The sequence below is a fragment of the Nocardioides sp. genome, assembly GCF_044226305.1.
In the GTDB taxonomy this organism is placed as follows: Bacteria; Actinomycetota; Actinomycetes; order Propionibacteriales; family Nocardioidaceae; genus Nocardioides.
In genome coordinates, this window is record NZ_JBGAHF010000012.1 from 64,384 (window position 1) to 88,600 (window position 24,217).

The following is a 24,217-nucleotide window of genomic DNA, read 5'->3' on the forward strand; positions in this document are numbered from 1 at the left end:
GTCCGGGCCGCCTGGTAGAACCGATGACATGCGCAGTCTCGCGGCGGTCGTCGTCCTGGTCCTCGGCACGGCGGCGCTGACCGCCTGCGACCCGGCCGAGAAGGTCAGCGGCCCGGACCCCGACGACGCCGCGACCGCGCTGGCCGCCGCGCTGACGTCCGGTGACTTCTCCGACGTCGCCGTCGCGGGCGCCACCCCCGAGGCGGTCACGAAGGACTACGCGCAGGTCGTCGACGGCATGGGCGACGTCGCACCGACCGTGACGTCCGAGGGTGCCGACGAGACGGGCGGCTCCGCGACCGCGACCCTGACCTGGAGCTGGCCGCTCGCGGGCGAGGAGTGGACCTACACGACCGAGGCCGACCTGACCGAGGGCGACGACGCCTGGGAGGCGACCTGGAGCCGCGCCGTGGTCGAGCCCTCCCTGCAGCGCGCGAGCGTGCTCGACGCGACGCCGATCGGCGCGACGCGCGGTGAGATCCTCGGGGCGGGCGGGCAGAAGCTGGTGCTGGACCGGCCGGTGCTGCGCTTCGGGATCGACAAGACGCTGGTGGCGAAGGCGCAGGCCGGCGATTCCGCCCGCCGGCTCGCGCAGCTGGTCGACATCGACCCGGCGGCGTACGTCAAGGCGGTCGAGGCCGCGGGCGACGCCGCGTTCGTCGAGGCGGTCGTGTACCGGCGCGAGGACGTGCCGCCGGCCGCTGAGTCGGGCTACCAGGCGATCAAGGGCGCGCGGGCGATCCCCGACGAGATCCCGCTCGCGCCGACCCGCGAGTTCGCCGCACCGATCCTCGGGACCGTCGGCGAGGTCACCGCCGAGATGATCGAGAAGGACCCGGACGCCTACCAGGTCGGCGACCAGGCCGGCCTCTCCGGCCTGCAGGCGCGGTACGACGAGCAGCTGCAGGGCACCGACGGCGTGGTCGTGCACGCCGTCGGTGGCAACGGGCGCGAGCACGAGCTCTTCCGGGTCGAGCCGACCACCGGGAAGCCGTTGCGCACCACGCTGGACGAGCGGCTGCAGACGATCGCCGAGACCCAGCTCGCCGGCGTCGGCCCGGCCAGCGCCCTGGTCGCGGTCCGGCCCTCGACCGGCGCGATCGTCGCCGCGGCGAACGGGCCCGGCACCGACGGCTACAACATGGCGACCTACGGCCGCTTCGCGCCGGGCTCGACGTTCAAGAGCGTGAGCAGCCTGGCGCTGCTCCGGGCCGGGCTGACCCCGTCCTCGACGGTGCCGTGCACCACCGCGATCGTCGTGGACGGCAAGCGGTTCGAGAACTACGACGACTACCCCAGCAGCGCCCTGGGGCAGGTCCCGCTGCGGACGGCGATCGCCAACTCCTGCAACACCGCGGTGATCTCCCAGCGCGGCAAGGTGCACGGCGACGCCCTCGCCGGGGCAGCCGCGACGCTGGGCCTCGGCGTCGACCACGACCTCGGGTTCCCGGCGTACTTCGGCAGCGTCGAGCCGCCGGCCTCGGAGACCGAGGCGGCCGCCGACCTGATCGGCCAGGGGACCGTGCTCGCCTCACCGATGGCGATGGCGACCGTCATCGCCTCGGTCCAGGCCGGGCACACCGTCGTCCCCCGGCTCCTCGGCTCCGTCGACGTGTCGGTGCCCGACGACGTCGACCCGCTGACGAAGCAGGAGGCCGGCCAGCTCCGCGAGCTGCTCCGGGCGGTGGTCACCTCCGGCAGCGGCGTCGGGCTGCTCGACGTCCCCGGCCCGCCGGTGATCGCGAAGACCGGCACCGCCGAGTTCGACCAGGACGGCAAGGTCCTCACCCACGCCTGGATGATCGCCGCCCAGGGCGACCTGGCCGTCGCGGTGTTCGTCGACGTCGGTGACTCCGGCTCGGGCACGGCCGGGCCGATCCTCGAGGCGTTCCTGCGGGCGGCGCGGGCCTGAACCGCCCGACCGGCTCACTCCCGCGCCGGCACGGTCCGCGCGACCTCCTCGGGCATCGGCTCGAAGTGCGCGAAGGTCCGGGTGTAGACGCCGGAGCCGTGGGTGGCCGAGCGCAGGTCGACGGAGTAGCGGACCAGCTCGGTCTGCGGCACCTCGGCGAGCACCTGCGTGCGGTCGTCGCCGACCTTGTCGGTGCCCAGCAGCCGGGCCCGGCGCGCGGACAGGTCGCTCATCACGGTGCCGACCAGGTCGTCGGGGACGACCACGCTCACGGTGTCGAACGGCTCGAGCATCGTCACGGTGGTGGCGGCGGCGGCCTCGCGCAGCGCCAGCGCGCCGGCGGTCTGGAAGGCCATGTCCGAGGAGTCCACGGCGTGCGCCTTGCCGTCGAGGAGGGTCACCCGCAGGTCGACCATCGGGTGGCCGAGCCGGCAGCCCCTCTCCATCTGCGCGCGCACGCCCTTCTCGACGCTCGGGATGAACTGGCGCGGCACGGCGCCGCCGACGACCTTGTCCACGAACTCGAAGCCCGCGCCCTCGGGCAGCGGCTCGACCTCGATCTGGCACACGGCGTACTGCCCGTGCCCGCCGGACTGCTTCACGTGCCGGCCCAGCCCACGCGCCGGACCCGCGAAGGTCTCGCGCATCGACACGACGAACGGCTCCTGGTCGACGTGGACGCCGTACCGCTCCTCGAGGCGCTCCAGCGTGATCTCCGCGTGCGACTCGCCCATCGTCCAGAGCACCAGCTGGTGGGTCTCGGCGTTGTTCTCGACCCGCAGCGACGGGTCCTCGGCGGCGATCCGGCTGAGGGCCTGCGAGAGCTTGTCGTCGTCGGCCTTGCTGCGGGCCACGATGGCCACGGGGAGCAGCGGCTCGGGCATCGACCACGGCCGCAGGACGCGGGGGTCGCCGACGCTGGAGAGCGTGTCGCCGGTCTCGGCCCGGGTCAGCCGTCCGATCGCGCACAGGTCGCCCGCCACCACGCGCTCGGCCGGGTTCTGCTGGCGGCCGAACGGGTAGGACAGGGCGCCCACCTTCTCGTCCTCGTCGTGGTCGGCGTGCCCGACGGACTCGCCGAAGAACGACGTGAAGTGGCCCGAGACGTGCACCGGCTGGTCCGCGGTGAGGGTGCCGGAGAAGACGCGCACCAGGCTGAGCCGGCCCACGTAGGGGTCGCTGGTGGTCTTGACGACCTCGGCGACCAGCAGCCCGTCGGGCTCGCACGCGATCGGGTCGGCGCTCGCGCCGGAGGGCAGGTACACCTCGGGCGAGGGGTGCTCGGCCGGGGACGGGAAGCCCCGCACCGCCAGGTCGAGCAGCTCGGCGCAGCCGACGCCGGTCACCGAGCACACCGGTACGACGGGGTGGAAGCTGCCGCGTGCGACCGCCATCTCGAGGTCGGCGACCAGCACGTCCTCGGCGATCGCCTCACCGCCGAGGTAGCGGTCCATCAGGGTCTCGTCCTCGGACTCCTCGATGACGGCCTCGATCAGGCCGCCCCGCAGCCCGGTCTCGTCGGCCTCGGGCGTGGGCGCGAGCAGCCCGGTCAGGCCGGTGACCTCGCCGCCGGAGCGGACCGGGACGTAGAGCGGCACGACCTTGCCACCCTCGCCCTCGCCGAACGCCACCTGCGCCTGGCGGAGCACCCCGTCGTAGTCGGCCCGGGCCTGGTCGAGCTTGGTGATCACCACGACGCGCGGCATGCCGACCGCGGCGCACTCGCGCCACAGCGTCCGGGTGGCGTCGTCGACACCCTCGTTGGCGGCGATGACGAACAGCGCGCAGTCGGCGGCGCGCAGCCCCGCGCGCAGCTCACCGACGAAGTCGGCGTACCCGGGGGTGTCGATGAGGTTGATCTTGGTGTCGGCGTGCACGACCGGCGCGACCGCGAGGGAGACGGTGCGGCCGTGGACGTGCTCGGACTCCTCGAAGTCGGTGACGGTCGTGCCGTCGCGCACGGAGCCGGCGCGGGGGATCGCGCCCGAAGCGGCGAGCAGGGTCTCGGCCAAGGTGGTCTTCCCGGACCCGGCGGGTCCTACCAGCACCACATTTCGGATCCGGTCCGGGCTGCTCGCCCCCAGATCTTGGCCCGCTGCTCTCCGGTTCCCACCCTTGTCCGCCATGACCGTTCCTCCTGCACGAGCCGCGCCTCTACGGCTCCCGAACCCCGAGACAACTCCTGATCCGCGAGGCGCGCAAGGGGCTGTTGGTCCCGTGTTGGTGCGGGCCGGGCCGGAGCCTCGCTGCCGGTGCCGGAAAGGGAGAACCCCTCGCTGCATGGGGTCAGCAAGGGGTTCGTGCCGACATCAAGGTGCTCCCTCCGAAGTCGACGGATCCAGGGTGTCACGGGGGTGGTAGACCTGTCAGGTGTTTGGGGCAAGGCCGGGTGCAAGATGTCCCCATGAACGGACTCGATCTCCTCTCCCCTGAGCAGCGGGGACTCTTCATCGGCGGCGCGTGGCGCGAGGCCGAGGGCGACAAGCGCCTGGACGTGCTCGACCCTGCCGACGGGTCGGTGCTGACCGACGTCGCCGACGGCTCGGTCGCCGACGCCGTCGAGGCGCTCGACGCGGCCGTCGAGGCACAGGCGTCGTGGGCCGCGACCCCGCCGCGGGAGCGGGGCGAGATCCTGCGCCGCGCCTTCGAGCTGGTCACCGAGCGCGCCGACCGGTTCGCGCACCTGATGAGCCTGGAGATGGGCAAGACCGTCGCCGAGGCCAAGGGCGAGGTCACCTACGGCGCCGAGTTCTTCCGGTGGTACGCCGAGGAGGCGGTGCGCATCCACGGGCGGTGGATGCAGGCGCCCGCCGGTGGCAGCCGGCTGCTGACCATCAAGAAGCCGGTCGGCCCCTGCCTGTTCATCACGCCGTGGAACTTCCCGCTCGCGATGGGCACCCGCAAGATCGGTCCGGCGATCGCCGCCGGCTGCACGATGGTCGTCAAGCCCGCGCAGCAGACCCCGCTGACGATGCTCGCGCTCGCCGCGACCCTCGCCGAGGCCGGGCTGCCCGGCGGCGTGCTCAACGTCGTCACCACGAGCCACACCAGCGAGCTCAGCCAGGCGCTCCAGGGCGACGACCGGTTGCGGAAGCTGAGCTTCACCGGCTCGACCGGCGTCGGCAAGATCCTGGTGCGGCAGTCGGCCGACCAGCTCCAGCGGCTCAGCATGGAGCTCGGGGGCAACGCGCCGTTCATCGTCTTCGAGGACGCCGACGTCGACGCCGCCGTCGACGGCGCGATGATCGCGAAGATGCGCAACATGGGCGAGGCCTGCACGGCGGCCAACCGGTTCCTCGTGCACCGCTCCGTCGCCGAGGAGTTCGCCGAGAAGCTCGGGCGGCGGATGGGGGCGCTCACCGTCGGGCGCGGCCAGTCCGACGGCGTCGACGTCGGCCCGCTCATCGACGAGAAGGCGGTCGAGAGCGTCAGCCAGCTGGTCACCGACGCGATCCACGGCGGCGCGCGCGTGGTCACCGGCGGCTCCGCCCCCGACGGGCCCGGCTACTTCTACACGCCGACCGTGCTCCTCGACGTGCCCGTCGACGCCGAGATCACCGTGCAGGAGATCTTCGGGCCGGTCGCCCCGATCACGACCTTCGAGACCGAGGAGGAGGCCCTGGCCCGGGCCAACGACACCGAGTACGGCCTCGCGTCGTACGTCTACACGCGCGACCTGGCCCGCACGATCCGGGTCGCCGAGGCGCTCGAGTTCGGGATGGTCGGCATCAACTCCGGACTGATCTCGAACCCGGCGGCACCCTTCGGCGGCGTCAAGCAGAGCGGCTTCGGGCGCGAGGGCGGCTTCGAGGGCATCGAGGAGTACCTGGAGACGACGTACGTCGCCCTGCCCGCCGGCTGAGGGCGGCTCCACGCCGGCGGGGCGGGTCAGCCGGACAGGTTCTCCAGCCACAGGTCCCACCCGCGGGTGAGCGGGTCCCGCCCGCGCACCGGCCGCTGGTCGGACACCCAGTAGCCGAAGACGTCGTCGGCCTGGTCGGTCGGGTTGACCAGCCGGATGGTGACGGGCAGGGAGGCGGGATCGGTGGCGGCCATGGCGGCCGTCGCGAGCGGCTCGACCTGCTCGCCGTAGCGGGCGACGGTGAGCCGTTCGGGCGGCACCGGCGCGTCCGGCAGGTCGACGACCAGGTCGAGCAGCACCTGGCGCTCGCGGCGCTCGAGGCGCCAGGACGACGCGGGCGCCGGCAGGACCTCCGAGGACACGGTCCGCTGGACGTCCTGGAAGAGCGTGACGTCGGTCGGCGTGACCCGTCCGGACACGACGAACGAGTCGTCGCCGTCCCGGAAGGTCCACTCGGTGGTGGCGAAGCCGTAGCCGAGCCGGCTGGTCTCGCCGACGTCGTGCAGGATCGCGGGCCCGGACACGACCTCGATCGACTCGACACCCGACTCGAAGCGGTAGTGCACGTCACCGAGCAGCACCGTCGTCGTCGCGAGCCAGTTGTCCAGGACCGGCTCCTCGGCGTCGCTGCCGATGAACGCCTGGTCGACGGTGAGGCGGTCGGTGTCGTCGGTCGCCGGGACCAGGTCGAGCCGGTACGGCGGGTAGTCCTCGCCCGCGGCGACCGCGTCGAGCTGCTTGAGGAGCCGGCTCAGCTCCCGCGTGCTCGGGTCGTCCTCGTAGACGACCTCGATGACGGCGCCGGTCGAGCCCGACGGGGTGCTGACCTGCGCGTCGGCGACCTCGTCGATCCGGTTCAGCTTGGTCTGGACGCTGTGCGCCTGGTCGATCGCGCCGGCGCACCCGACCAGCAGGGTGCCGGGGAGGACGACGGCGGCGAGGGCGGAGGCGCACGCCACCGCCCTTCGCCCCCCGAAGGTCCTCATGTCGAGCATGGTGACCCATCGGAGCGGGTCCGCGGGGCGGATTCGACAATGGCGCGATGGACCTCACGGCCGACACCGCTCAGCAGTACCGCGACTTCGCCCTCGACGCCCGCGGCTACTCGCCCTGCTTCGACGACTGGGCGACCCGCGTGGCCGACGACGCCGAGGTGCTCGCCTGGCTCGAGCGGCTGCCGCTCGCCAAGCGCCAGCCGAACCTCGTGCTCGCCGCCGCGCGGTGGCACGGGGTCGCCGCACCCGGGCCGTACGCCGCCCTCCGCGACGCCCTGCTGGGCGACGACGGCACCATCGAGGCGACGATCCTCGCGCGGTCGACGCAGACCAACGAGGTCGGCCGGCTCGCGACCCTGGTCCCGGCGTTCGCGCTGGTCGCCGGCGACGAGCCGCTGGCCCTGGTCGAGGCGGGGGCGAGCGCCGGCCTGGTCCTCTACCCCGACCGGTGGTCCTACGCGTGGGAGACGCCCGCCGGCGTACGACGGGCCGGTGCCGGCCCCGACCTGGGCGCCACGGTCACCGGCGCCGCGCCGCTGCCCGCCAGCGTGCCGGAGGTCGCCTGGCGGGGCGGGATCGACCTGGCGCCGATCGACGTCACCGACGACGACCGGGTGCGCTGGCTGTCGTTCCTCGTATGGCCGGAGCACGAGGAGCGCCGGGCCCGGCTCGCCCGCGCCGTCGAGGTCGCCCGCGCCGACCCGCCGGAGCTGGTGCGGGGGGACCTGCTCGAGGGGCTGCCGGCGCTCGTGGAGGAGGCGGGGCGGCACGGCAGGGTGGTGGTCTTCCACAGTGCGGTGGCGGCCTACCTGTCGCCGGAGGACCGCACCCGCCTGCACGAGTTGATGACCGGCCTGGTCGCCGCCGGCCGCTGCCACTGGATCAGCAACGAGGCGCCGCAGGTGCTGCCCGAGGTCACCGCCGCGGCCCCGGTGCCCGCCGACGCCCGGGGCTTCGTGCTCGGGGTCGACGGCCGCCCCGTCGCCCTCGCGCACGGCCACGGGCAGTGGCTGCGCTGGCTGTGACCGACCCGCGCCGGCCGGGGAGCCCTCAGGCGAGGCCGAGGCTGCCGGCGAGCCCGGAGCGGGACCGGATGCCGAGCTTGCGGTAGACGCGGGAGAGGTGCCACTCGACGGCCTTGACGGTCACCACGAGCTGCATCGCGATCTCGCGGTTGGTCAGCCCACCCGCGGCGAGGGTCGCCACCCGGGCCTCGGACGCGGTCAGCGCCGCCAGCGCCTCGGCGAGCATCGGGCGGGCCGGCTCGCCGAGCCGCTCGAGCAACCGCCGGATCCGGCTCTGCAGCGGGTAGAGCTGCTCGCGGCCCGCGTACTCCTCGGCCCCGCGCAGCAGCGCCAGCGCCTCGACCGATCCCTCGGTCCCGCGCGCCAGCAGCAGCACGCCGGCGAGGTCGGTGTCGAGCTGGGCGGCGAGCCGCGCGGCCGGGGTGGTGACCAGGACGGTGCGCGCGTCGCGCAGGGTCCGGTCCTGGTCGGTGTGCATGTCCACGGTGGCCAGGGTGCGCAGGCCGAGCGCGGTGGAGTACGCCGACCCGGCGGCCCGGGCGAGCACGAGGTGCTCGCGGGCCAGCTCCAGCGCCTGGGTGCGCCGCCCGAGCCGGACCGCCGACAGCGCGGCCGCGGCCCGCCAGGGCAGCAGGTGCGGGTCGTCGGCGCCGGCCAGCAGCCGACCGCTGCGCAGGTGGTGGTCGGCGGCGAGCTCGGCGTCCCCGAGCGCCGCCGCGAGCTCGCCGCGTGCGTAGTGGGCGCAGGCGCCGGCCAGGTTGGCCCGGTCCAGCAGCGGCTCGAGCGCCTCGCCGTCGTCCATCGCCGGGCCCAGCTCGCCGCGGGCCAGCCGGCAGTCGATGGCGGTGGCCAGCAGCGCGGAGCGGTGCAGGTCGTCGAGGGCGCCCCAGTCCCCGCGGGCCGCGTCGAGGTCGACCAGGGCCAGGGTCACCTCGCCGGCGCGGGCGCGCGAGCCGGCCCGGGCCACGAGGGCGCGGGGGGCGCGGAGGTCGTCCCAGAGCGGGGCGAGTTCCGCGGGCGACGACGGCATGGCCGCAGCCTAGGAAGGCCGGGAGGTCCGGCGGCCCGGAACGCCGGTATCGGGGGCAGCGGTCCAGAGCGGTCCAGAGCGGTCCGGACCGCCCCGACGGCGGGGGACGACCCGGGTCAGCCGCGACCGAGGAACGCCAGCAGCCGGACGTCGTCGGGCGTGTCCGCGGCGACCGCACGGGCGGCGGCGAACCGGGTGCCCCGGTCGCCCGGACCCACGACGGTCCGCGCCACCGGCAGCAGGTCGCGGGCCAGGGCGACGGGCACCGGCGCCGGGTCCCCGGTCGCCCGGCCGACGTCCCAGCCGTGGACGGTGATCTCGAGCGACGCGGTGGCGACCAGGAGGCTGGTGACCAGGTCCGACCGGCCGAGCCGGGTGGTGAGGACGACGTCGCCGGGCGCCGGGGCGCCCCACGCGCCGAGCAGTCCGCACGCCTTGACCTGGAGCGCCTCGACCCGGCCGGCGGAGCGGGTCCCGCCGCGGACCTCGACGGTGCCGCCGGCGGCCTCGGTGAAGGCGTCGAGCGCGTCCTCCATGTGGGCGAGCAGGTCCGCGAGCGTCCACCCCTCGCACGGGGTACGACGGTCCAGCAGGTCGTCGCGGACGCCGGCGAGCCGGGCGCGGGTGTAGGCGAGCGCCCGCTCCAGGAGCTCGACGGACCCGCCGAGCGCGGTGGTCACCGAGCGGCCGGCGCCGGGGTGTGGTCGGCAGGCAGCCGCGGCGGGAGCCCGAAGGTCTCGAAGAGCCGCGGGTCGAAGAACGCCGTGACGTGCCGCACCCGGTCGCCCTCGAGCTCGAGGACCTGCAGCTGGAACGGGACGAATTCGCCGCCCGGGGTGCGCATGTAGAGCCCGTACGCCGGCTGGCCGTTCGCCTGGGTGGCCAGCATCGGCATGTCGTGGGGCCCGCCAGGGCACTCGTTGCCGATCAGCCAGCCGATGTTCTCGCGGCCCTTGAACCAGCTCGTGAACGGCGGCATGTCCCAGGTCGCCTCGGCGGTCAGCAGGCCGACGATCGAGTCGACGTCCTTGCGCCAGAACGCGTCGACGTACCGCTCCAGGAGGCGCTGCTGCTCGGGGGTCAGGTCGGGCTCGACGGTGTCCTCGGTGAGCCCGCGGTCGGCGAGCTGGGCGTGCGCCCGCTGGAGCGCGGAGTTGACGGCGGCCGTGGTGGTGTCGAGCGCCGTCGCGACCTCCGCGGCCGACCAGCGCAACACGTCGCGCAGGATCAGCACCGCGCGCTGGCGGGCCGGCAGGTGCTGGAGCGCCGCCACGAACGCCAGCCGGATCGAGTCGCGCTCGGCGACCACGACGGACGCGTCGGGGACCGGCTCCAGCCAGGCGATCTCGTGGTTCTCCTCGAGCGCGTCGCCGGCCATCGCGTCCGGCGTGCCGAGCCCCGCGGGGAGCGGCCGCCGGGGCCGGCCCTCGAGGTTGGTGAGGCACACGTTGGTCGCGATCCGGTAGAGCCAGGTGCGCACCGAGGACCGGCCCTCGAAGTCGGCGGAGGCCTTCCAGGCGCGCAGGAAGGTCTCCTGCACGAGGTCCTCGGCCTCGTGGACCGAGCCGGACATCCGGTAGCAGTGCGCGAGCAGCTCGCGCTGGTAGCGCTGGGTCAGGGTCGGGAAGTCGTCGAGCTCGCTCCCGAGCGCAGGGTTCGTCGTCGTCATGGGTCCTCCAGTCTGCCTCTCCTACCGACCGGAGTCGACGGGCTAACTCATCGCTGTCGCGAGGGCTCGTTCCGCAGCGGGGACGGCGAGCGCCCGGTCGGCCGGCACCAGCCCGACCCGGGTGCGCCGGTCGAGGAGGTCGTCGACGTCGGCAGCGCCCTCGTGGGTCACGCCGAAGATCAGCTCGGCGAGCGTCGCCGGGACGCCGTCGGCGATCGGCGCCAGCAGCTCCTCCTCGGACAGTCCGCTGGCGGCGCGGGCGGACTCGAGGACGAGGGCGGCCTCGGTGCCGTAGCGGCGCACCAGCCGCGGGGGCAGCTCGAGCCCGGCCAGCTCCGCGCGGCTCGCGGCGCCGAGCAGGGGCAGGGTGCGGGTGCGGCACGGCCCGGCGTCCAGGTGGGCGTGCTCGACGACGGCGTCGACGGCGTCCTCGGCCATCTGGCGGTACGTCGTCAGCTTCCCGCCCACGACCGTGACGACACCGTCGGGGCTGGTGAGCACCGCGTGCCGGCGCGACAGGTCCGCCGTCGAGCCGTCGGCGGTGTCGAGCAGCGGGCGCAGGCCGGCGAACGCGCCGACGACGTCGCTGCGGTGCAGCTGGTGGGAGAAGGCGGCGGAGACCACGTCGAGGAGGAAGCCGATCTCGGGCTCGGACGGCTCCGGGACGTCGGGCACCTCGCCCTCGACGGGCTCGTCGGTGAGGCCGGCGTAGACCGTGCCGTCGGGTTGGGGCAGCACCATGACGAACCGGTTGGTCTCGCCCGGGACCGGGCAGAACACCGACATCGTCAGCCCGGGCAGCGACTCCTGGCGCAGCACGAGGTGCGTGCCGCGGCTGGGCCGCAGGGTGATCCCGTCGACCAGGCCGGCGGCCCAGACCCCGGTCGCGTTGACGACGGTGCGGGCGGTGACCCGCCGGGTCGCGCCGGTGAGCTCGTCGCGCAGCTCCACCGCCGTCCCGGTCGCCTCGAGCACCCGGGCGTGGGTCCGGACGTGCGCGCCCAGCGACGCGGCGGTGCGGGCGACCGTGACGACCAGGCGGGCGTCGTCCTCGAGCTGGCCGTCCCAGGCCAGCATCGCGCCCCGCAGGCCGGCGGACCGCAGCGCCGGGACCAGCTGGACGGTCTCGGTCACCGTGAGGTGGCGGGGCTTGGGCAGCGTCTCGGCATCCGTGCGGGCGCCGCGGCGCAGGAGGTCCCCGGCCCACAGCCCGCCCCGGGTGACGGCGGTCTGGAGCCGGCTCACGCTCGAGGTCAGCGGCACCAGCATCGGCATCGGGTGCACCAGGTGGGGCGCGGTGACCTCCATCAGGATGCCGCGCTCGACGGCGCTCTCGTGGGCGACCCCGACCTGGCCCTTCGCGAGGTAGCGCAGGCCGCCGTGCACCATCTTCGAGGACCACCGGGAGGTGCCGAAGGCGAGGTCGTGCGCGTCGACGGCGAGGACCGACAGGCCGCGGGAGACGGCGTCGAGCGCGACGCCGGCCCCGGTGATGCCGAGCCCGATGACGACGACGTCGACCTCTTCCGGGGCGTCGGCCAGGCCGGCGCGGATCCGGGTCGCCGGCCGCGCGGTGGTCCAGGCGGCGGTGGGGTCGGTGGTGCCGTTCTTCGTGGTGCCGTTCGGTGAGGCGGTCATGGCTGGAGGCTCCTGGTGAGCATGAGGGTGAGCTCGGCGTCGAGGGCGTCCTCGGTGACGACGTCGTCGACCATGGTGTGCGCGGAGAGCACGTAGCCGTGGGCCGCGAGGAGCAGCCCGCGGGCGATGGTGACCGGGTCGCCGGCGCGCACGGTGCCCTCGGCCTGGCCGACGGCGACGGCGCGCGCCGTCAGGTCGAGGATCGCGTCTTGGGACCGGCCGCGGCGGGAGAGCAGGTAGGGGAGCAGCAGCTCGGGGTCGAGCTCGACGATCCGGAGGAACAGCTCGTTCTCGCGCAGCCGCTGCACGGTGCCGACGACGTCGCCCACGAGCCGGTCGACGGTGGTCGCCTGCGGGTCCTCGGCGGCGAGGCTGTCGGCGACGACGCCGCCCCACTCGCGGGTCATCAGGTCGGCGAGGAGCTGGGGCATGTCCGCCCAGGTCCGGTAGATCGTCATCCGCGAGACCCCGGCCCGCCGGGCGACCTCGGTGAGCGTCGTACGGCGCCAGCCGACGTCGAGGATGCAGTCCCGGGCGACGTCGAGGTAGGCGTCCCGCGGGGAGTCCGCGGCGGCGGGTCCGTCGGAACCGTTGTGACGAAGTGACGTCATGTGTCACAGTGTAACGCATGAGGCACGAACAGATCGAGATGCACCCGACCCGCTGGGGCGACCCGGCCCGCGCCCAGGCCCTGCCCGCCGAGGCCCGCGGCCTCGTCGAGATGGTCTTCGGCGTGGACGACCGGCCGGCCGTCGCCGAGCAGCCGCTCACGCCCCCCGTGATCGAGGCGGCGGCGCTGGCCGCCCTCGAGGGGGCGGTCGGCGCGGGGCACGTGCTCACCGACGACGCGACCCGCCGGCTCCGCACCCGCGGCAAGTCGACCCCCGACCTGCTCCGCGCCCGGGCCGGCGACCTGACCGACGCGCCCGACGCCGTCGTCCGCCCGGCGACCCACGAGGAGGTCGCGGCCGTGCTGGCGGTCGCGGTCGAGCACCGGCTGGCGGTGGTGCCGTTCGGCGGCGGCACGGCGGTGACCGGTGGGCTCGTCGCGCAGCGTGAGGGCTTCGCCGGCGTGGTCAGCCTCGACCTGGTCCGGATGAAGCGGCTGCTGGCGGTCGACCACGTCTCGATGACCGCCACCCTCGAGCCCGGCCTGCGCGGTCCCGAGGCCGAGGAGCTGCTCGCGGCCGAGGGCCTGACCATCGGGCACTTCCCGCAGTCGTGGGAGTACGCCTCGATCGGCGGGTTCGCCGCCACCCGGTCGAGCGGGCAGTCGAGCGCCGGCTACGGCCGGTTCGACGCGCTGGTGGTCGGCCTCACCGTCGCCACCCCGATCGGCCGCATCGACCTCGGCACCGCGCCCGCGAACGCCGCCGGCCCCGACCTGCGGCAGCTGTTCCTGGGCTCCGAGGGCACGCTGGGGGTCCTCACCGCCGTCACCGTCCGGGTGCGCCGGCTCCCCGAGGTCAAGGTCTACGAGGGCTGGCGCTGGCCGTCCTTCGCCGCCGGCGCCTCCGCGATCCGGACCCTCGCCCAGGCAGGGCTGCTGCCGACGGTGGTGCGCCTCTCCGACGAGGCGGAGACCGCGATCAACCTGGCCGACCCGGGCGCGATCGGCGGCGCCGCCGACGCCGGCTGCCTGATGATCGCCGGCTACGAGGGCGAGCCCGCTGCGGTCGCGGCCAAGCAGGCGGCGGTCACCGCGGTGCTGACCGGCCTCGGCGGCACGCCCGCCGGCACCGCGCCGGGGGAGAAGTGGTCCGCGGGACGCTTCGACGCGCCGTACCTGCGCGACTCGCTGCTCGACGCCGGCATCCTGGTGGAGACCCTGGAGACCGCGACCTTCTGGTCCAACGTCGACCGGCTCTACACCGACGTGAAGGCCGCGCTCACCGCGCACCTCGGGGAGCCGGCCCTCGTGCTCTGCCACATCTCGCACGTCTACGAGACCGGCTGCTCGCTCTACTTCACGGTGGCCGCGAAGGAGGGCGCCGACCCGTTGGCCGAGTGGCAGGCCGCCAAGGCGGCCGCGTGCGACGCCATGATCCACGCCGGTGCCACCATCACCCACCACCACGCGGTCGGCCGCGACCACAAGCCGTGGTTCGCCGAGGAGATCGGCCCGGTCGGCGTGTTTTTGCTGCGTGCGGTCAAGGCGGACCTCGACCCCTCCGGGGTCCTCAACCCGGGGGTGCTGATCCCGTGACCGCCCGCTCCTTCTCGTTCCTCGTCAACCCGTCCTCCGGCGGCGGAGCGGCGCCCGGCGCGGTGGTGCCGGTCGCGCGGCTGCTGCGCGAGGCGGGGGCGACCGTCGACGTCACCTACTCCCCGGGACCGCACGCGATGGTCGGGCTCGTCGACCAGGCGGTCGCGCGCGGTGACGTGGTCGTGTCCGTCGGGGGTGACGGGATGCTCTCGTCACTGGCCGGCCCGGTCGCCGACCGGGACGGCACGCTCGGCATGGTGCCGGCCGGACGCGGCAACGACTTCGCCCGGATGCTCGGCCTGCCCGAGGAGCCCGAGGCCCTCGCGCAGGTCCTGCTGGAGGGGACGGTCCGGTCCATCGACCTGCTGGCGGTCACCGGGGTCGCGCCGGGGCGCCGGCTGGTGGCCGGCTCGGTGTACGCCGGCGTCGACGCCCGGGCCGCCGAGATCGTCGACCGCGCCACCTGGCTGCCCCGCTCGCTGCAGTACCCGTACGCCGCGCTGCGGTCGCTCGCGACCTACCATCCCGGGCACTACCGGGTCTCCGTCGACGGCGTCGAGCACGAGTACGCCGCCGCCACGGTCGTGGTCGCGAACTCGGCCTACTACGGCAGCGGGATGAAGATCGCCCCGGCCGCCTCGGTCGAGGACGGCACCCTCGACGTGGTCGTGATCGAGGCGGCGTCGCGGATCGCGCTGATGCGCTCGCTGCCGAAGGTGTACGACGGTGCGCACGTCCAGCTGCCCGAGGTCACGGTCCTCACCGGCACCCGGGTCGAGGTCCGCGGCACCTCCCGCACCCCGATCCCCACCGGCGCCGACGGCGAGCCGCTGGGCCCGCTGCCCGGCCTGGACGCGGCACCCGCGGTCGTGGAGGTCCTCCCCGGGGCGCTGCCGATCCTCTGCTGACGGTCGAGTCGAGGGTGGTCACCACCCTCGACTCAACGGTCGAAGGACCAGACCATCAGCTCGGTGGGGACGGCCGCGGTGACCGAGAGGGTCGGGCCCGGGTCGTCCGCGGGGCGGGTGATCCGGAAGGCGTCGCCGTCGGCGAGCGGCTCGGCCAGCGACGAGCGCTGGAGCGCGCCGCCGGCGACGAAGACGTGCTGGAGCGGCGCGTCGGGCAGCGTGACGGTGTCGCCGCTCGCGAGTCGCGCGACCGCCAGCCGGGCGTGCCCGCCGACCTGCACCACCGGCGTGAGCCGGCCGGGCGCGAGGTCGACCGCCGTGACCGAGTACGACGGCGGCGTCCCCGTCTCGTCGGGCGTCAGCCAGGCCTGGACGAACCGCACCTGGCCCTCCGGCCCGGCGACCTCGGAGTGCTGCACGCCGGTGCCGGCGGACAGCACCTGCACCTCGCCCGGACGGACCGTGGCCGCGTGCCCCTCCGAGTCCGTGTGCAGCAGCGAGCCCGAGAGCACCCAGGTGACGATCTCGACGTCGCGGTGCGGGTGCTCCTCGAAGCCGCGGCCGGCCTTGAGCCGGTGGTCGTCGTGGCAGACCAGCGGGCCGAAGGAGACGTTCTCGGGGTCGTAGTGCTCCCCGAAGGACAACGAGTGGCGGGTGAAGAAGCCATCCCCTCGGGTGAGGTAACGGTCAGTTCCCCGGCGGATCTCGACGCTCACCTGCAAGATTGTGCCCGTGCCACTCCCGCAGCTCCCGCCCGGCTTCCGCTTCGGCACCAGCACGGCGGCGTACCAGATCGAGGGTGCGGCCACCGAGGACGGCAAGGGTCCGAGCATCTGGGACACCTTCACCGCCCAGGACGGCCGCATCGTCGACGGCTCCACGGGTGCCGTCGCGTGCGACCACTACCACCGGTACGCCGAGGACGTCGCGCTGATGAAGCGCCTCGGCGCCGGCGGCTACCGGTTCTCCGTGTCCTGGCCGCGCGTCCAGCCGACCGGCTCCGGCCCGGTCAACGCGGCCGGTCTCGCCTTCTACGACCGGCTCGTCGACGAGCTGCTCGCGAACGGCGTCCAGCCGATGGCCACCCTCTACCACTGGGACCTGCCCCAGGCGCTCGAGGACGACGGCGGGTGGCTCAACCGTGACACCACCGAGCGGTTCGCCGAGTACGCCGCCGTGGTCGGCGAGCGGCTCGCCGACCGGGTCGAGCACTGGGTGCCGGTCAACGAGCCCAACGTCGTCACGATGATGGGCTACGCGACCGGTGTGCACGCGCCCGGCAAGACGCTGATGTTCGACGCGATGCCGGTCGCGCACCACCTGCTGCTGGCCCACGGTCGGGCGGCGGTCGCGCTGCGCGCGGCCGGCGCGACGTCGGTCGGCTGCGCGAACAACCACGCGCCGATCTGGCCGTCGTCGGACGACGTCGCCGACGTCGGCGCGTCCAAGCTCTTCGACGCCCTGTGGAACGGCATGTTCAGCGAGCCGATGCTCCTCGGCCGCTACCCGGCCGACATCGAGCCGCTCTTCGAGGGCGTGGCACGCGACGGCGACCTCGCCACCATCCGGCAGCCGCTCGACTTCTACGGCATGAACTACTACAACCCGCTGAAGATCGGGGCCGCGGACGAGGGCGCGGAGATGCCCTTCGAGTTCCGCGAGCTGGTCGGCTACCCCACGACCGACTTCGGCTGGCCGGTCGTCCCGGACGCCCTGCGTGAGCTGCTGATCCTGCTGCGCGCCCGCTACCGCGCGGCGCTGCCGCCGATCTACATCACCGAGGGCGGCTGCTCCTACGGCATGGGACCCGACGAGCACGGCGTCGTCGACGACCAGCCGCGCATCGACTACCTCGACGCCCACCTGCGCGCGGTCGCGACCGCGGTGCAGCGCGGCGTCGACGTCCGCGGCTACTACACCTGGTCGCTCATGGACAACTTCGAGTGGGCCGAGGGCTACACGCAGCGCTTCGGCCTCGTGCACGTCGACTACGACACCCAGGTGCGGACGCCCAAGCGGTCCTTCCAGTGGTACGCCGACGTGATCGCCGCCCAGACGAGGTCGATCGGCTGACGCCGGCTCGGCGGAGGTCTCAGATCGAGTGCCGCACGGCCATCGTGGCCCGCACGCTCTCCTCGTCGAACTCCTCGCCGAGCCACTCGAACAGGCCCCGCAGCACGGTCGGGTCGGCGACGTACTCGTCGTAGTGGACCCGGTACGCCGCGTCGCCCAGCGAGTCCGCGAGGGAGAGGATCCGCTGCTCGATGCTCGCGAGGTGCTCGGACTTGTCCTCGCCCTCGGCCCACCACTTGCTCTTGAGCACGCCCGCGTGGTCGCGGGTGTTGACGAGGAACCGGGCGCCGGGGAAGACCTCGCGCAGCCACGCGACGTACTCCTCGAGGTCCTGGTGGTACCAGCGGATCTCCTTGAACCCCGTCACCCGGGTCTCCTCGCGCGGGCGCAGCACGGTGTCGACCGCGAGCCGGCGCAGCTGGCGCACCGCCTTCTCCTGCGGGTAGCCGGCGATCCCGAAGAACGGGTGGGTCGGCTGCCGCAGCTTGCGCTTCGGCCCGCGGGCGCTCTCGGTCCGCATGGTCTTGTCGAAGAGAAACAGGTGGTGCAGCGCGTCGCGGTTCTCGCCGCGGACGAGGTAGCCGGGCAGGGTGTTGAGCACGCCCATCAGCAGCGTGGAGCCCGAGCGGCCGTAGGTGACGACGAACAGGTACTCCAGGTCGTCCCGCGGCATGCTGCGGAGTCTATGGGGGCGCGTGCCGCCCGGGAGCCACCGCCTAGAGTGACCGCCATGTCCGCCCGACTCCGGCTCGCTGCCGCCGTCCTGGCCGTCGTCGTCGTGGCGGTGCCGATCGTCTTCGGCCTCGCGGGAGGGACGACGGGCACGCTGGTCGGCCTCGCGTTCTCCGGCCTGGCGGTCCTGGTGACGGGGTCGGCGTACGCCGTCCTCAGGCTCGTCACCCGCCACCTCGACCAGGTCGAGTGCCGGCTCCGCAAGGAGATCCGGCTGCGGCCGAAGGCGCAGCCCGCGAAGCCGCCGAAGGTCGAGCTGCCCAAGGGCCTGGTGACCGTCGCGCACCTGCGCAAGGAGCGTGACCAGGTCGCGAAGCGGGTGCAGGATCTCGTCAACCTGTTCGCGATGGTGCCGATCCGGTCGGGCATCCCGCCGCTCGGGCTGTGGACCGCGTCCGCCGACCTGCTCGTCGAGCTGGTCGACCGGTTCGTCACCGAGCGCCCGGCGACCGTCGTCGAGGGCGGCAGCGGGGTGTCCACGGTCGTCCTCGCGCTCGCCGCCCGCGAGCACGGGATCCCGAGCCGGATCGTCGCGCTCGAGCACCAGCCGGAGTGGGCCGAGCACACCCGCCGGATGCTGGAGCGCCACGGCGTCGCCGACTTCGCCGAGGTCCGTCTCGCACCGCTCGCGCCGACGTCCCTCGAGGGCCACGAGACCCCCTGGTACGACCAGGCCGCGCTCGCCGACCTCACCGACGTCGGCCTGGTGCTCGTCGACGGCCCGCCCGAGGGCACCGGCCCGCGGGCGCGCTTCCCGATGGTCCCGCTGCTGCGCGACCGCTTCGCGCAGCGCTGCACGATCCTCGTCGACGACACCGGCCGCCCGGGTGACGCCGACGTCGTCGAGCGCTGGCGCAGCGTCGTCCCCGACTTCGCGGTCGGCAAGCTCCACCTCGACAAGGGCGCTGCGGTCCTCACCCGCACCTAGGCTCCCGTGCTCAGCGACCTCGCCGCACCCGCGCTGGTGCTCGTCGGACCGGGGGTGGACGTCGGCCCGGTGCCCGAGGGCGTCACGTGCGCCGGGCTGGGCGACCCGCCGGCCGGTGGGGAGGGCTCCTGGACGAGCGTGCTGCTCGCCGTCGCCGACGAGACCGCCCTGCGGGAGGCCGTGTCGGTGCTGCCGCCGCTCGGCCGGGCCCGGCACGTCTCCTGCGCGCTCACCGTCGCGGCCGGGCCGGTGACCACCGTGCTGCGGCCGGAGTGGCCGCCGCTCGCGAACCTGGTCGCCGAGACCCCGGACGGCGGGGCCCTCACCCGGCTGACCTTCCGGCGCCCGGCGCCGGTCGCCCCGGTCCTCGTCGAGCTCGCCCGGCACACCGGCTCGCCGGTCGGCACCGGCAACCACGGGCTGGTCGTCGCCGGCGACGTCCGGCTGCCGCTCGACCCGACCGTGGTCACCGACGAGGTCCCGGCCGCGGTCGTCGTGGGCTCCGGCGGCCCGCTGCCCGACAGCGAGGTGCTCGGCCGGCCCCCGGTGTCCGTCGATCCCGGCCTCGGGCCGCTCGACGAGGCGTTGCTCAACCCCGTCGGGTTCCGCCGCGACTGGGACCGGGGGCCGGTGCCGCTCCCGACCGGCGAGCCGACGCCGGCGATGGTCGCCGCGGTCCGCGACGCCCAGGCGGTCGTCGTGCCGGCCGGTGCCGACCCGCGCACCGTCGCCGGGCTCGCGATGGCCGGCGTGCCCCTGGTCGGCGCGGGCTTCGGCGAGCCGGACGTCGCCGACCCCCTGCGTCGCGAGGAGCACTCGGTCCGTCTCCGCCGCGCCGCCCTGCGCGAGCACTCCTCCCTCGGCTGGCGGCAGCGCACCGGCGCCGCGGCGGGGGTGCGGGTGGCGTCGTACCCCTCGGTGAGCGTGCTGCTCGCGACCCGCCGACCCGAGCAGCTGGGGTTCGCGCTGGACCAGGTCGCCCGGCAGCGCGGCGTCGAGCACCTGGAGCTGGTGCTGGCCACGCACGGCTTCGAGGCCGACGCCGGCGAGGTCCGCGAGCGGCTCGGCGACCGGCCGGTGACCGTCCTCCCGACGGCGCCCGACGCCGTGTTCGGCGACGTGCTGCGCGCGGCGACCGACGCTGCCGCCGGCGACGTCGTGGTCAAGATGGACGACGACGACTGGTACGGGCCCGACGTCGTGGCCGACCTGCTGCTGGCCCGGCACTACACCGGGGCCGAGCTCGTCGGCATGCCCGCCGAGCTGGTCTACCTCGAGCCGATCCGCACGACGGTGCGCCGGCGCGGTCCGAGCGAGAACTTCGGCGCGGTCGTCGCCGGCGGCACGATGTGTCTCGACCGCGGGCTGCTGCGCGCGGTCGGAGGCTTCCGCCCCGTCCCTCGGCACGTCGACGCCCGGCTGCTCGAGGACGTCCGGGCCGCCGGTGGCCGGGTCTACCGCACCCACGGGCTCGGCTACGTGCTGCGCCGCACCAGCGGCGGGCACACCTGGGACACCGGTCTCGGCTACTTCCTCACCCGCCAGAGCCTCGCCGCCCAGTGGCGCGGCTTCCGCCCGAGCGAGCTCCTGGAGGACGGATGAACCAGCCACGGGTCCGCCGCAACGACTGGGGCAGCCTCGACGTCCCGGCGGTCGGCGGCTGGGAGCCCACGCTCTCGGTGTCGGTCGTCGTGCCGGCGTACGGCGCGCAGCGGCTGCTGCCGTACGTGCTCGCCGGCCTGGCCGCCCAGACCTACCCCGCTCACCTGCTCGAGGTGGTGGTGGCCGACGACGACCCGCGGGAGCCGCTGGAGCTGCCCGAGGTGCGGCCCGAGCGCACCCGCATCGTGCGCGTCGAGCGCGGGTGGGGCCGGGCGAACGCGTGCCACACCGGGGCGTCGGCCTCCGACGGCGACGTCGTGCACTGGCTCGACAGCGACATGCTGGTCGAGCCGGACGAGGTCGAGGCACAGCTGCGCTGGCACCACCTGCTCGACCACGCCGTCGTGCTCGGCCACAAGTGGTTCGTCGACCCCGAGCCGCTGGCCGCCCGGGCCCCGACCGCCGACGGCCGGATGCACGAGGCCTTCGCCGACGTGGAGAAGGAGCGGCACTGGGTCGAGGACGTCTGGGACCGCACCGACGACCTGCGCGCCTCCGGGCCGCGTGCCCTGCGCACCCACGTCGGCGCGACCGCGTCGCTGCGCCGCGCGCTCTACGACGAGGCCGGCGGCATGGACACCTCCCTCCGGCTGGGCGAGGACATCGACCTCGGCTACCGGCTCGCCGAGTGCGGCGCGGTGTTCGTCGCCGACCGCGCGGCCCGCAGCTGGCACCTCGGTCGCACCCACCAGCAGCGGCGCCAGGACGAGGTCAACGACTACAACGCGCCGTTCCTCGCCGACCGGGTCCCCGACCTCCAGCCGCAGCGGCGGCGCGGGCGGCTCTACTCCGTGCCCTACCTCGAGGTCGTGCTCGACACCCGCGGCGAGGACCACGGCGACGTCCAGGCCGTGGTCGACTCGGTCCTCGCCTCGAGCCTGGCCGACCTGTCCGTGACCCTGCTCGGGGACTGGTCGGCGATCACCGAGGACCGCACCCCGCCGCTCGACGACCCCCAGAAGTCGCCGCGGCTGGTGCGGGCGGCGTACTCCGGGGAGCCGCGGGTGCGGTTGGTCGAGGAGCTGCCCGCGGGCCGGCCGCCGGCGCAGTTCCGGATGACGTTCGCGAACGCCGCCTGGGCACCCACCCCCGAGACCCTGGCGTCCCTGGTCATGCACCTCGAGCGCACCCACCACGGGCTGCGGCAGGTGATGATGCCCGACGGGACCGCCGCCCGGGTCGAGCGGACCGCAGCCGTCGAGCGGGCGCGCCGCGTCGCCCGACCCGACGAGGACCTCGACGACGTCGTCGACGAGCTGTTCGGCAGCTGGTGGGTCGAGGGCGGTGACGCCGGCTTCGAGGCGAGCGCGACCATCAAGCGACCGCGGCTGCGCGGCACCGCCGGCGAGGCGCAGGACCCGGCCGCGTCCTGGCGCGAGCTGGGCGGCGTGGGCGGGCAGTCCGACCGGCCGACCGGCCCGAAGGCGGGTGCGAAGGCGGGTGCGAAGGCGGGGGCGACGGCGGGCGCTGAGCCGGACCCCGGGGCCGCACCCGAGCCGGAGCGTCGTGGGATCGGGTCGCTGCTGCGTCGCCGACACCAATAGGCTGCCGGTCATGGCGACCCCGACCCCCCTGTCCGAGACCATCCCGGTCAAGCGCCGGGTCGTCTTCGTGGTCGGGTCCGGGCGGAGCGGCACCAGCACCATGTCCGGCGCGCTGCAGACGCTCGGCATGCACGTGCCGCAGCCCGAGGTGGTCGCCGACGAGACGAACCCGAAGGGCTTCGGCGAGCCGCAGTGGGTCGTCGACTTCCACGAGGAGCTGCTCAAGCGCTGCAACGTCCAGGTCTCCGACGCGCGGCCGGCTGCGTGGTTCGAGGCCGGCAAGCTGTCGGCCTTCGAGCCGCTCCGCGGCCGCCTGCACGACTGGCTCGAGCAGCAGTTCGTCGAGGGCGGGCCCGAGCTGGTGGTCAAGGACCCGCGGCTGGCCTGGTTCCTCGGGCTGTGGCGGTCGGCCGCGCTGCGGTGCGACGCGGCGCCGGCGTACGTCACGATGCTGCGCCCGGTGACCGAGGTCGTCGGCAGCAAGCAGAAGTACTACAACGCGCGGGCCGGCGAGGTGCAGCGCACCGCGGCCTGGGTGAACATGATGCTGCACACCGAGCGCTCCACCCGCGGCTCGGCGCGCCGGTTCGTCCGCTACCACGACATGCTCGAGGACTGGACGGTCCCGGTGTTCGGCCTCGGCCAGGCCTTCGACGTGGACGCGGTGAAGTCGGCCACCGCGAACGACGTGCGCCGGGTGCACCAGTTCATCGACCCGACGCTGCGCCGGGTGCAGCTCACGTGGGACGACCTCGAGGTGCCCACCCGGCTGCGCGAGGTGGCCGAGGCGACCTGGCAGCAGCTCGACCGGCTCGCCGACGAGGACGGCGACACCCCGGAGGTCCACGACCGGCTCGACGAGCTGCGGGCGGCGTACGCCGACCTCTACGAGGAGGCCGAGGCGATCGCCCAGTCGACCGCGCTCGCCGCTCGGCGCGAGGGGCTCGCCCAGCAGCCGGGGTCGGCGGTGCCCGCCCAGCGGCAGGGCGAGCGGCACGGCGTCGACCGGGTGCCGCACGGGCTGCGGAAGATGGTGCCGGGGTCGGTGCGGCGCGGGCTGCGCAAGGCCGTGGGCCGGGAGCGCTGACCCCGTGCCCGCAGCGCCCGACATCGCCAACCGCGAGGGCGAGCACGAGTACGACGTCACCTGGCCCTGGCGGGACGGGCCGCTGCCGTCCGGTCTGACCTGCGTGTTCCGGGTCAAGAACGAGGCGCGCAACCTGCCCTGGGTGCTGCCACCCATGTTCGAGGCCGTGCAGCACGTCGTGCTCGTCGACAACGGCTCCGACGACGGGACGCCCGAGGTCGCCCGGAAGGTCGCCGACGAGTGCGGCGCCGGCGCGCGGTTCACTTTGCTCTCCTACCCGTTCCGGGTCAGCCGCGCGGGGCAGGAGCACCTGCACACGCCGCCGGACTCGGTGCACTCGCTCACGCACTTCTACAACTGGTCGTTCTCGCAGGTGCGCACGTCGTACTCGATGAAGTGGGACGGCGACATGGTGCTGACCCGCGAGGGCGTCGCCGCGCTGGCCGACCTGTCGTGGCAGCTCGAGGGCTCCGACGCCGTCGTGCTGGTGCCGCGGCACCCGGTCTCGATCGAGAGCGAGTCGGTGGCGTGGATCGACCTCGGCTTCCGGTTCCTGGAGCCCTGGATCTACCCGATGGGCCCGGACTACACCTTCGTGAAGGCCTTCGAGTGGGAGGTGCGGGAGTTCCCGAGCACGGCCGAGCGGCTGATCATGCCCGAGGGCCTGTGCGTGGAGCTGAAGTGGCTGGACGCCGACGAGTTCGCGCACTGGAGCCACACCGCCTTCGAGGACTCCACCCGCGCACCCCGCAAGCGCCGCGAGTGGGAGGTCTACAGCGCCCTGGTCGAGGGCCGGGGCGAGGAGGTCGAGGGGTTGCACCGGATCGAGGCGCCGCCGGGGGTCCACGTCGTCGACCACATCACCCGCACCTGGCTGCCGCACGCGCCGCGACCGCTGGTGCGCCGCCGCGGCCGGCTCGATGTCTGAGCCGTCGTCTGAGCCGTC

The 24,217-nt window shown here is 74.5% G+C and carries 20 protein-coding genes; 11 read left to right on the forward strand and 9 right to left on the reverse strand.

Annotated elements, in window-relative coordinates; translation table 11 throughout:
* Positions 1–28: 28 nt before the first annotated feature.
* A complete protein-coding gene (locus ACILQ5_RS13890; protein ID WP_395658604.1) occupies positions 29–1,912 on the forward strand; it encodes a penicillin-binding transpeptidase domain-containing protein in 1,884 nt (627 codons plus the stop codon).
* A 14-nt stretch (positions 1,913–1,926) separates the two neighbouring features.
* Here ACILQ5_RS13890 and ACILQ5_RS13895 read toward each other — a convergent pair whose 3' ends face one another.
* Positions 1,927–4,038 (reverse strand): elongation factor G-like protein EF-G2, encoded by a 2,112-nt coding sequence (locus ACILQ5_RS13895; RefSeq protein WP_395658605.1) that lies wholly within the window; start codon positions 4,036–4,038, stop codon positions 1,927–1,929.
* A 278-nt stretch (positions 4,039–4,316) separates the two neighbouring features.
* On the opposite strand from ACILQ5_RS13895, the gene ACILQ5_RS13900 reads away from it, so the two are divergent.
* A complete protein-coding gene (locus ACILQ5_RS13900) occupies positions 4,317–5,774 on the forward strand; it encodes an NAD-dependent succinate-semialdehyde dehydrogenase (protein WP_395658606.1) in 1,458 nt (485 codons plus the stop codon).
* A gap of 26 nt (positions 5,775–5,800) precedes the next feature.
* On the opposite strand, the gene ACILQ5_RS13905 is transcribed toward ACILQ5_RS13900, so the two are convergent.
* Positions 5,801–6,760, reverse strand: a complete 960-nt coding sequence (locus ACILQ5_RS13905; protein WP_395658607.1) for a hypothetical protein — start codon at positions 6,758–6,760, stop codon at positions 5,801–5,803.
* Between the two features lie 56 nt (positions 6,761–6,816).
* Here ACILQ5_RS13905 and ACILQ5_RS13910 point away from each other — a divergent pair, with 56 nt between their 5' ends.
* Positions 6,817–7,794: a DUF2332 domain-containing protein gene (locus ACILQ5_RS13910; protein ID WP_395658608.1), complete on the forward strand. Its 978-nt coding sequence runs from the start codon at positions 6,817–6,819 to the stop codon at positions 7,792–7,794.
* A 25-nt stretch (positions 7,795–7,819) separates the two neighbouring features.
* On the opposite strand, the gene ACILQ5_RS13915 is transcribed toward ACILQ5_RS13910, so the two are convergent.
* The 5 genes from ACILQ5_RS13915 to ACILQ5_RS13935 all read right to left on the reverse strand — a co-directional run bounded on the left by ACILQ5_RS13915 (position 7,820) and on the right by ACILQ5_RS13935 (position 12,742).
* Positions 7,820–8,824 carry a LuxR C-terminal-related transcriptional regulator gene (locus tag ACILQ5_RS13915; RefSeq protein ID WP_395658609.1) on the reverse strand — a complete coding sequence of 335 codons (1,005 nt, stop codon included), beginning with the start codon at positions 8,822–8,824 and terminating at the stop codon, positions 7,820–7,822.
* A gap of 116 nt (positions 8,825–8,940) precedes the next feature.
* Positions 8,941–9,504 carry a TIGR03086 family metal-binding protein gene (locus ACILQ5_RS13920; protein WP_395658610.1) on the reverse strand — a complete coding sequence of 188 codons (564 nt, stop codon included), beginning with the start codon at positions 9,502–9,504 and terminating at the stop codon, positions 8,941–8,943.
* Positions 9,501–10,493, reverse strand: a complete 993-nt coding sequence (locus ACILQ5_RS13925; RefSeq protein ID WP_395658611.1) for a sigma-70 family RNA polymerase sigma factor — start codon at positions 10,491–10,493, stop codon at positions 9,501–9,503. Before ACILQ5_RS13925 ends, ACILQ5_RS13920 begins: the two co-directional genes overlap by 4 nt.
* Positions 10,494–10,535: 42 nt before the next feature.
* Positions 10,536–12,131, reverse strand: coding sequence for a glycerol-3-phosphate dehydrogenase/oxidase (locus tag ACILQ5_RS13930; RefSeq protein WP_395658612.1), 1,596 nt, complete (start codon positions 12,129–12,131; stop codon positions 10,536–10,538).
* Positions 12,128–12,742 carry a TetR/AcrR family transcriptional regulator gene (locus ACILQ5_RS13935; RefSeq protein WP_395658613.1) on the reverse strand — a complete coding sequence of 205 codons (615 nt, stop codon included), beginning with the start codon at positions 12,740–12,742 and terminating at the stop codon, positions 12,128–12,130. The genes ACILQ5_RS13930 and ACILQ5_RS13935 overlap by 4 nt, the downstream gene beginning before the upstream one ends.
* A gap of 17 nt (positions 12,743–12,759) precedes the next feature.
* On the opposite strand from ACILQ5_RS13935, the gene ACILQ5_RS13940 reads away from it, so the two are divergent.
* Both ACILQ5_RS13940 and ACILQ5_RS13945 read left to right on the forward strand, forming a co-directional pair.
* Positions 12,760–14,337, forward strand: a complete 1,578-nt coding sequence (locus ACILQ5_RS13940; protein WP_395658614.1) for an FAD-binding oxidoreductase — start codon at positions 12,760–12,762, stop codon at positions 14,335–14,337.
* Positions 14,334–15,245 (forward strand): diacylglycerol/lipid kinase family protein, encoded by a 912-nt coding sequence (locus ACILQ5_RS13945; RefSeq protein ID WP_395658615.1) that lies wholly within the window; start codon positions 14,334–14,336, stop codon positions 15,243–15,245. Before ACILQ5_RS13940 ends, ACILQ5_RS13945 begins: the two co-directional genes overlap by 4 nt.
* 32 nt (positions 15,246–15,277) lie before the next feature.
* On the opposite strand, the gene ACILQ5_RS13950 is transcribed toward ACILQ5_RS13945, so the two are convergent.
* On the reverse strand, positions 15,278–15,961 hold the full coding sequence (locus ACILQ5_RS13950; protein ID WP_395658616.1) for a pirin family protein: 684 nt from the start codon (positions 15,959–15,961) through the stop codon (positions 15,278–15,280).
* Between the two features lie 16 nt (positions 15,962–15,977).
* Between ACILQ5_RS13950 and ACILQ5_RS13955 the strand changes: the two genes are divergently transcribed.
* Positions 15,978–17,318: a GH1 family beta-glucosidase gene (locus tag ACILQ5_RS13955; RefSeq protein ID WP_395658617.1), complete on the forward strand. Its 1,341-nt coding sequence runs from the start codon at positions 15,978–15,980 to the stop codon at positions 17,316–17,318.
* A gap of 19 nt (positions 17,319–17,337) precedes the next feature.
* Here ACILQ5_RS13955 and ACILQ5_RS13960 read toward each other — a convergent pair whose 3' ends face one another.
* Positions 17,338–17,991, reverse strand: coding sequence for a sulfotransferase (locus ACILQ5_RS13960; protein ID WP_395658618.1), 654 nt, complete (start codon positions 17,989–17,991; stop codon positions 17,338–17,340).
* A 57-nt stretch (positions 17,992–18,048) separates the two neighbouring features.
* Between ACILQ5_RS13960 and ACILQ5_RS13965 the strand changes: the two genes are divergently transcribed.
* The 5 genes from ACILQ5_RS13965 to ACILQ5_RS13985 are packed head-to-tail and all read left to right on the forward strand — an operon-like array spanning position 18,049 to position 24,199.
* Positions 18,049–18,978, forward strand: coding sequence for a class I SAM-dependent methyltransferase (locus ACILQ5_RS13965; RefSeq protein WP_395658619.1), 930 nt, complete (start codon positions 18,049–18,051; stop codon positions 18,976–18,978).
* Between the two features lie 6 nt (positions 18,979–18,984).
* Positions 18,985–20,580: a glycosyltransferase gene (locus ACILQ5_RS13970; RefSeq protein WP_395658620.1), complete on the forward strand. Its 1,596-nt coding sequence runs from the start codon at positions 18,985–18,987 to the stop codon at positions 20,578–20,580.
* Positions 20,577–22,184 carry a glycosyltransferase gene (locus ACILQ5_RS13975; RefSeq protein WP_395658621.1) on the forward strand — a complete coding sequence of 536 codons (1,608 nt, stop codon included), beginning with the start codon at positions 20,577–20,579 and terminating at the stop codon, positions 22,182–22,184. Before ACILQ5_RS13970 ends, ACILQ5_RS13975 begins: the two co-directional genes overlap by 4 nt.
* A gap of 10 nt (positions 22,185–22,194) precedes the next feature.
* Positions 22,195–23,271, forward strand: a complete 1,077-nt coding sequence (locus tag ACILQ5_RS13980) for a sulfotransferase family protein (RefSeq protein ID WP_395658622.1) — start codon at positions 22,195–22,197, stop codon at positions 23,269–23,271.
* A 4-nt stretch (positions 23,272–23,275) separates the two neighbouring features.
* Positions 23,276–24,199: a hypothetical protein gene (locus ACILQ5_RS13985; RefSeq protein ID WP_395658623.1), complete on the forward strand. Its 924-nt coding sequence runs from the start codon at positions 23,276–23,278 to the stop codon at positions 24,197–24,199.
* Positions 24,200–24,217: the final 18 nt, after the last annotated feature.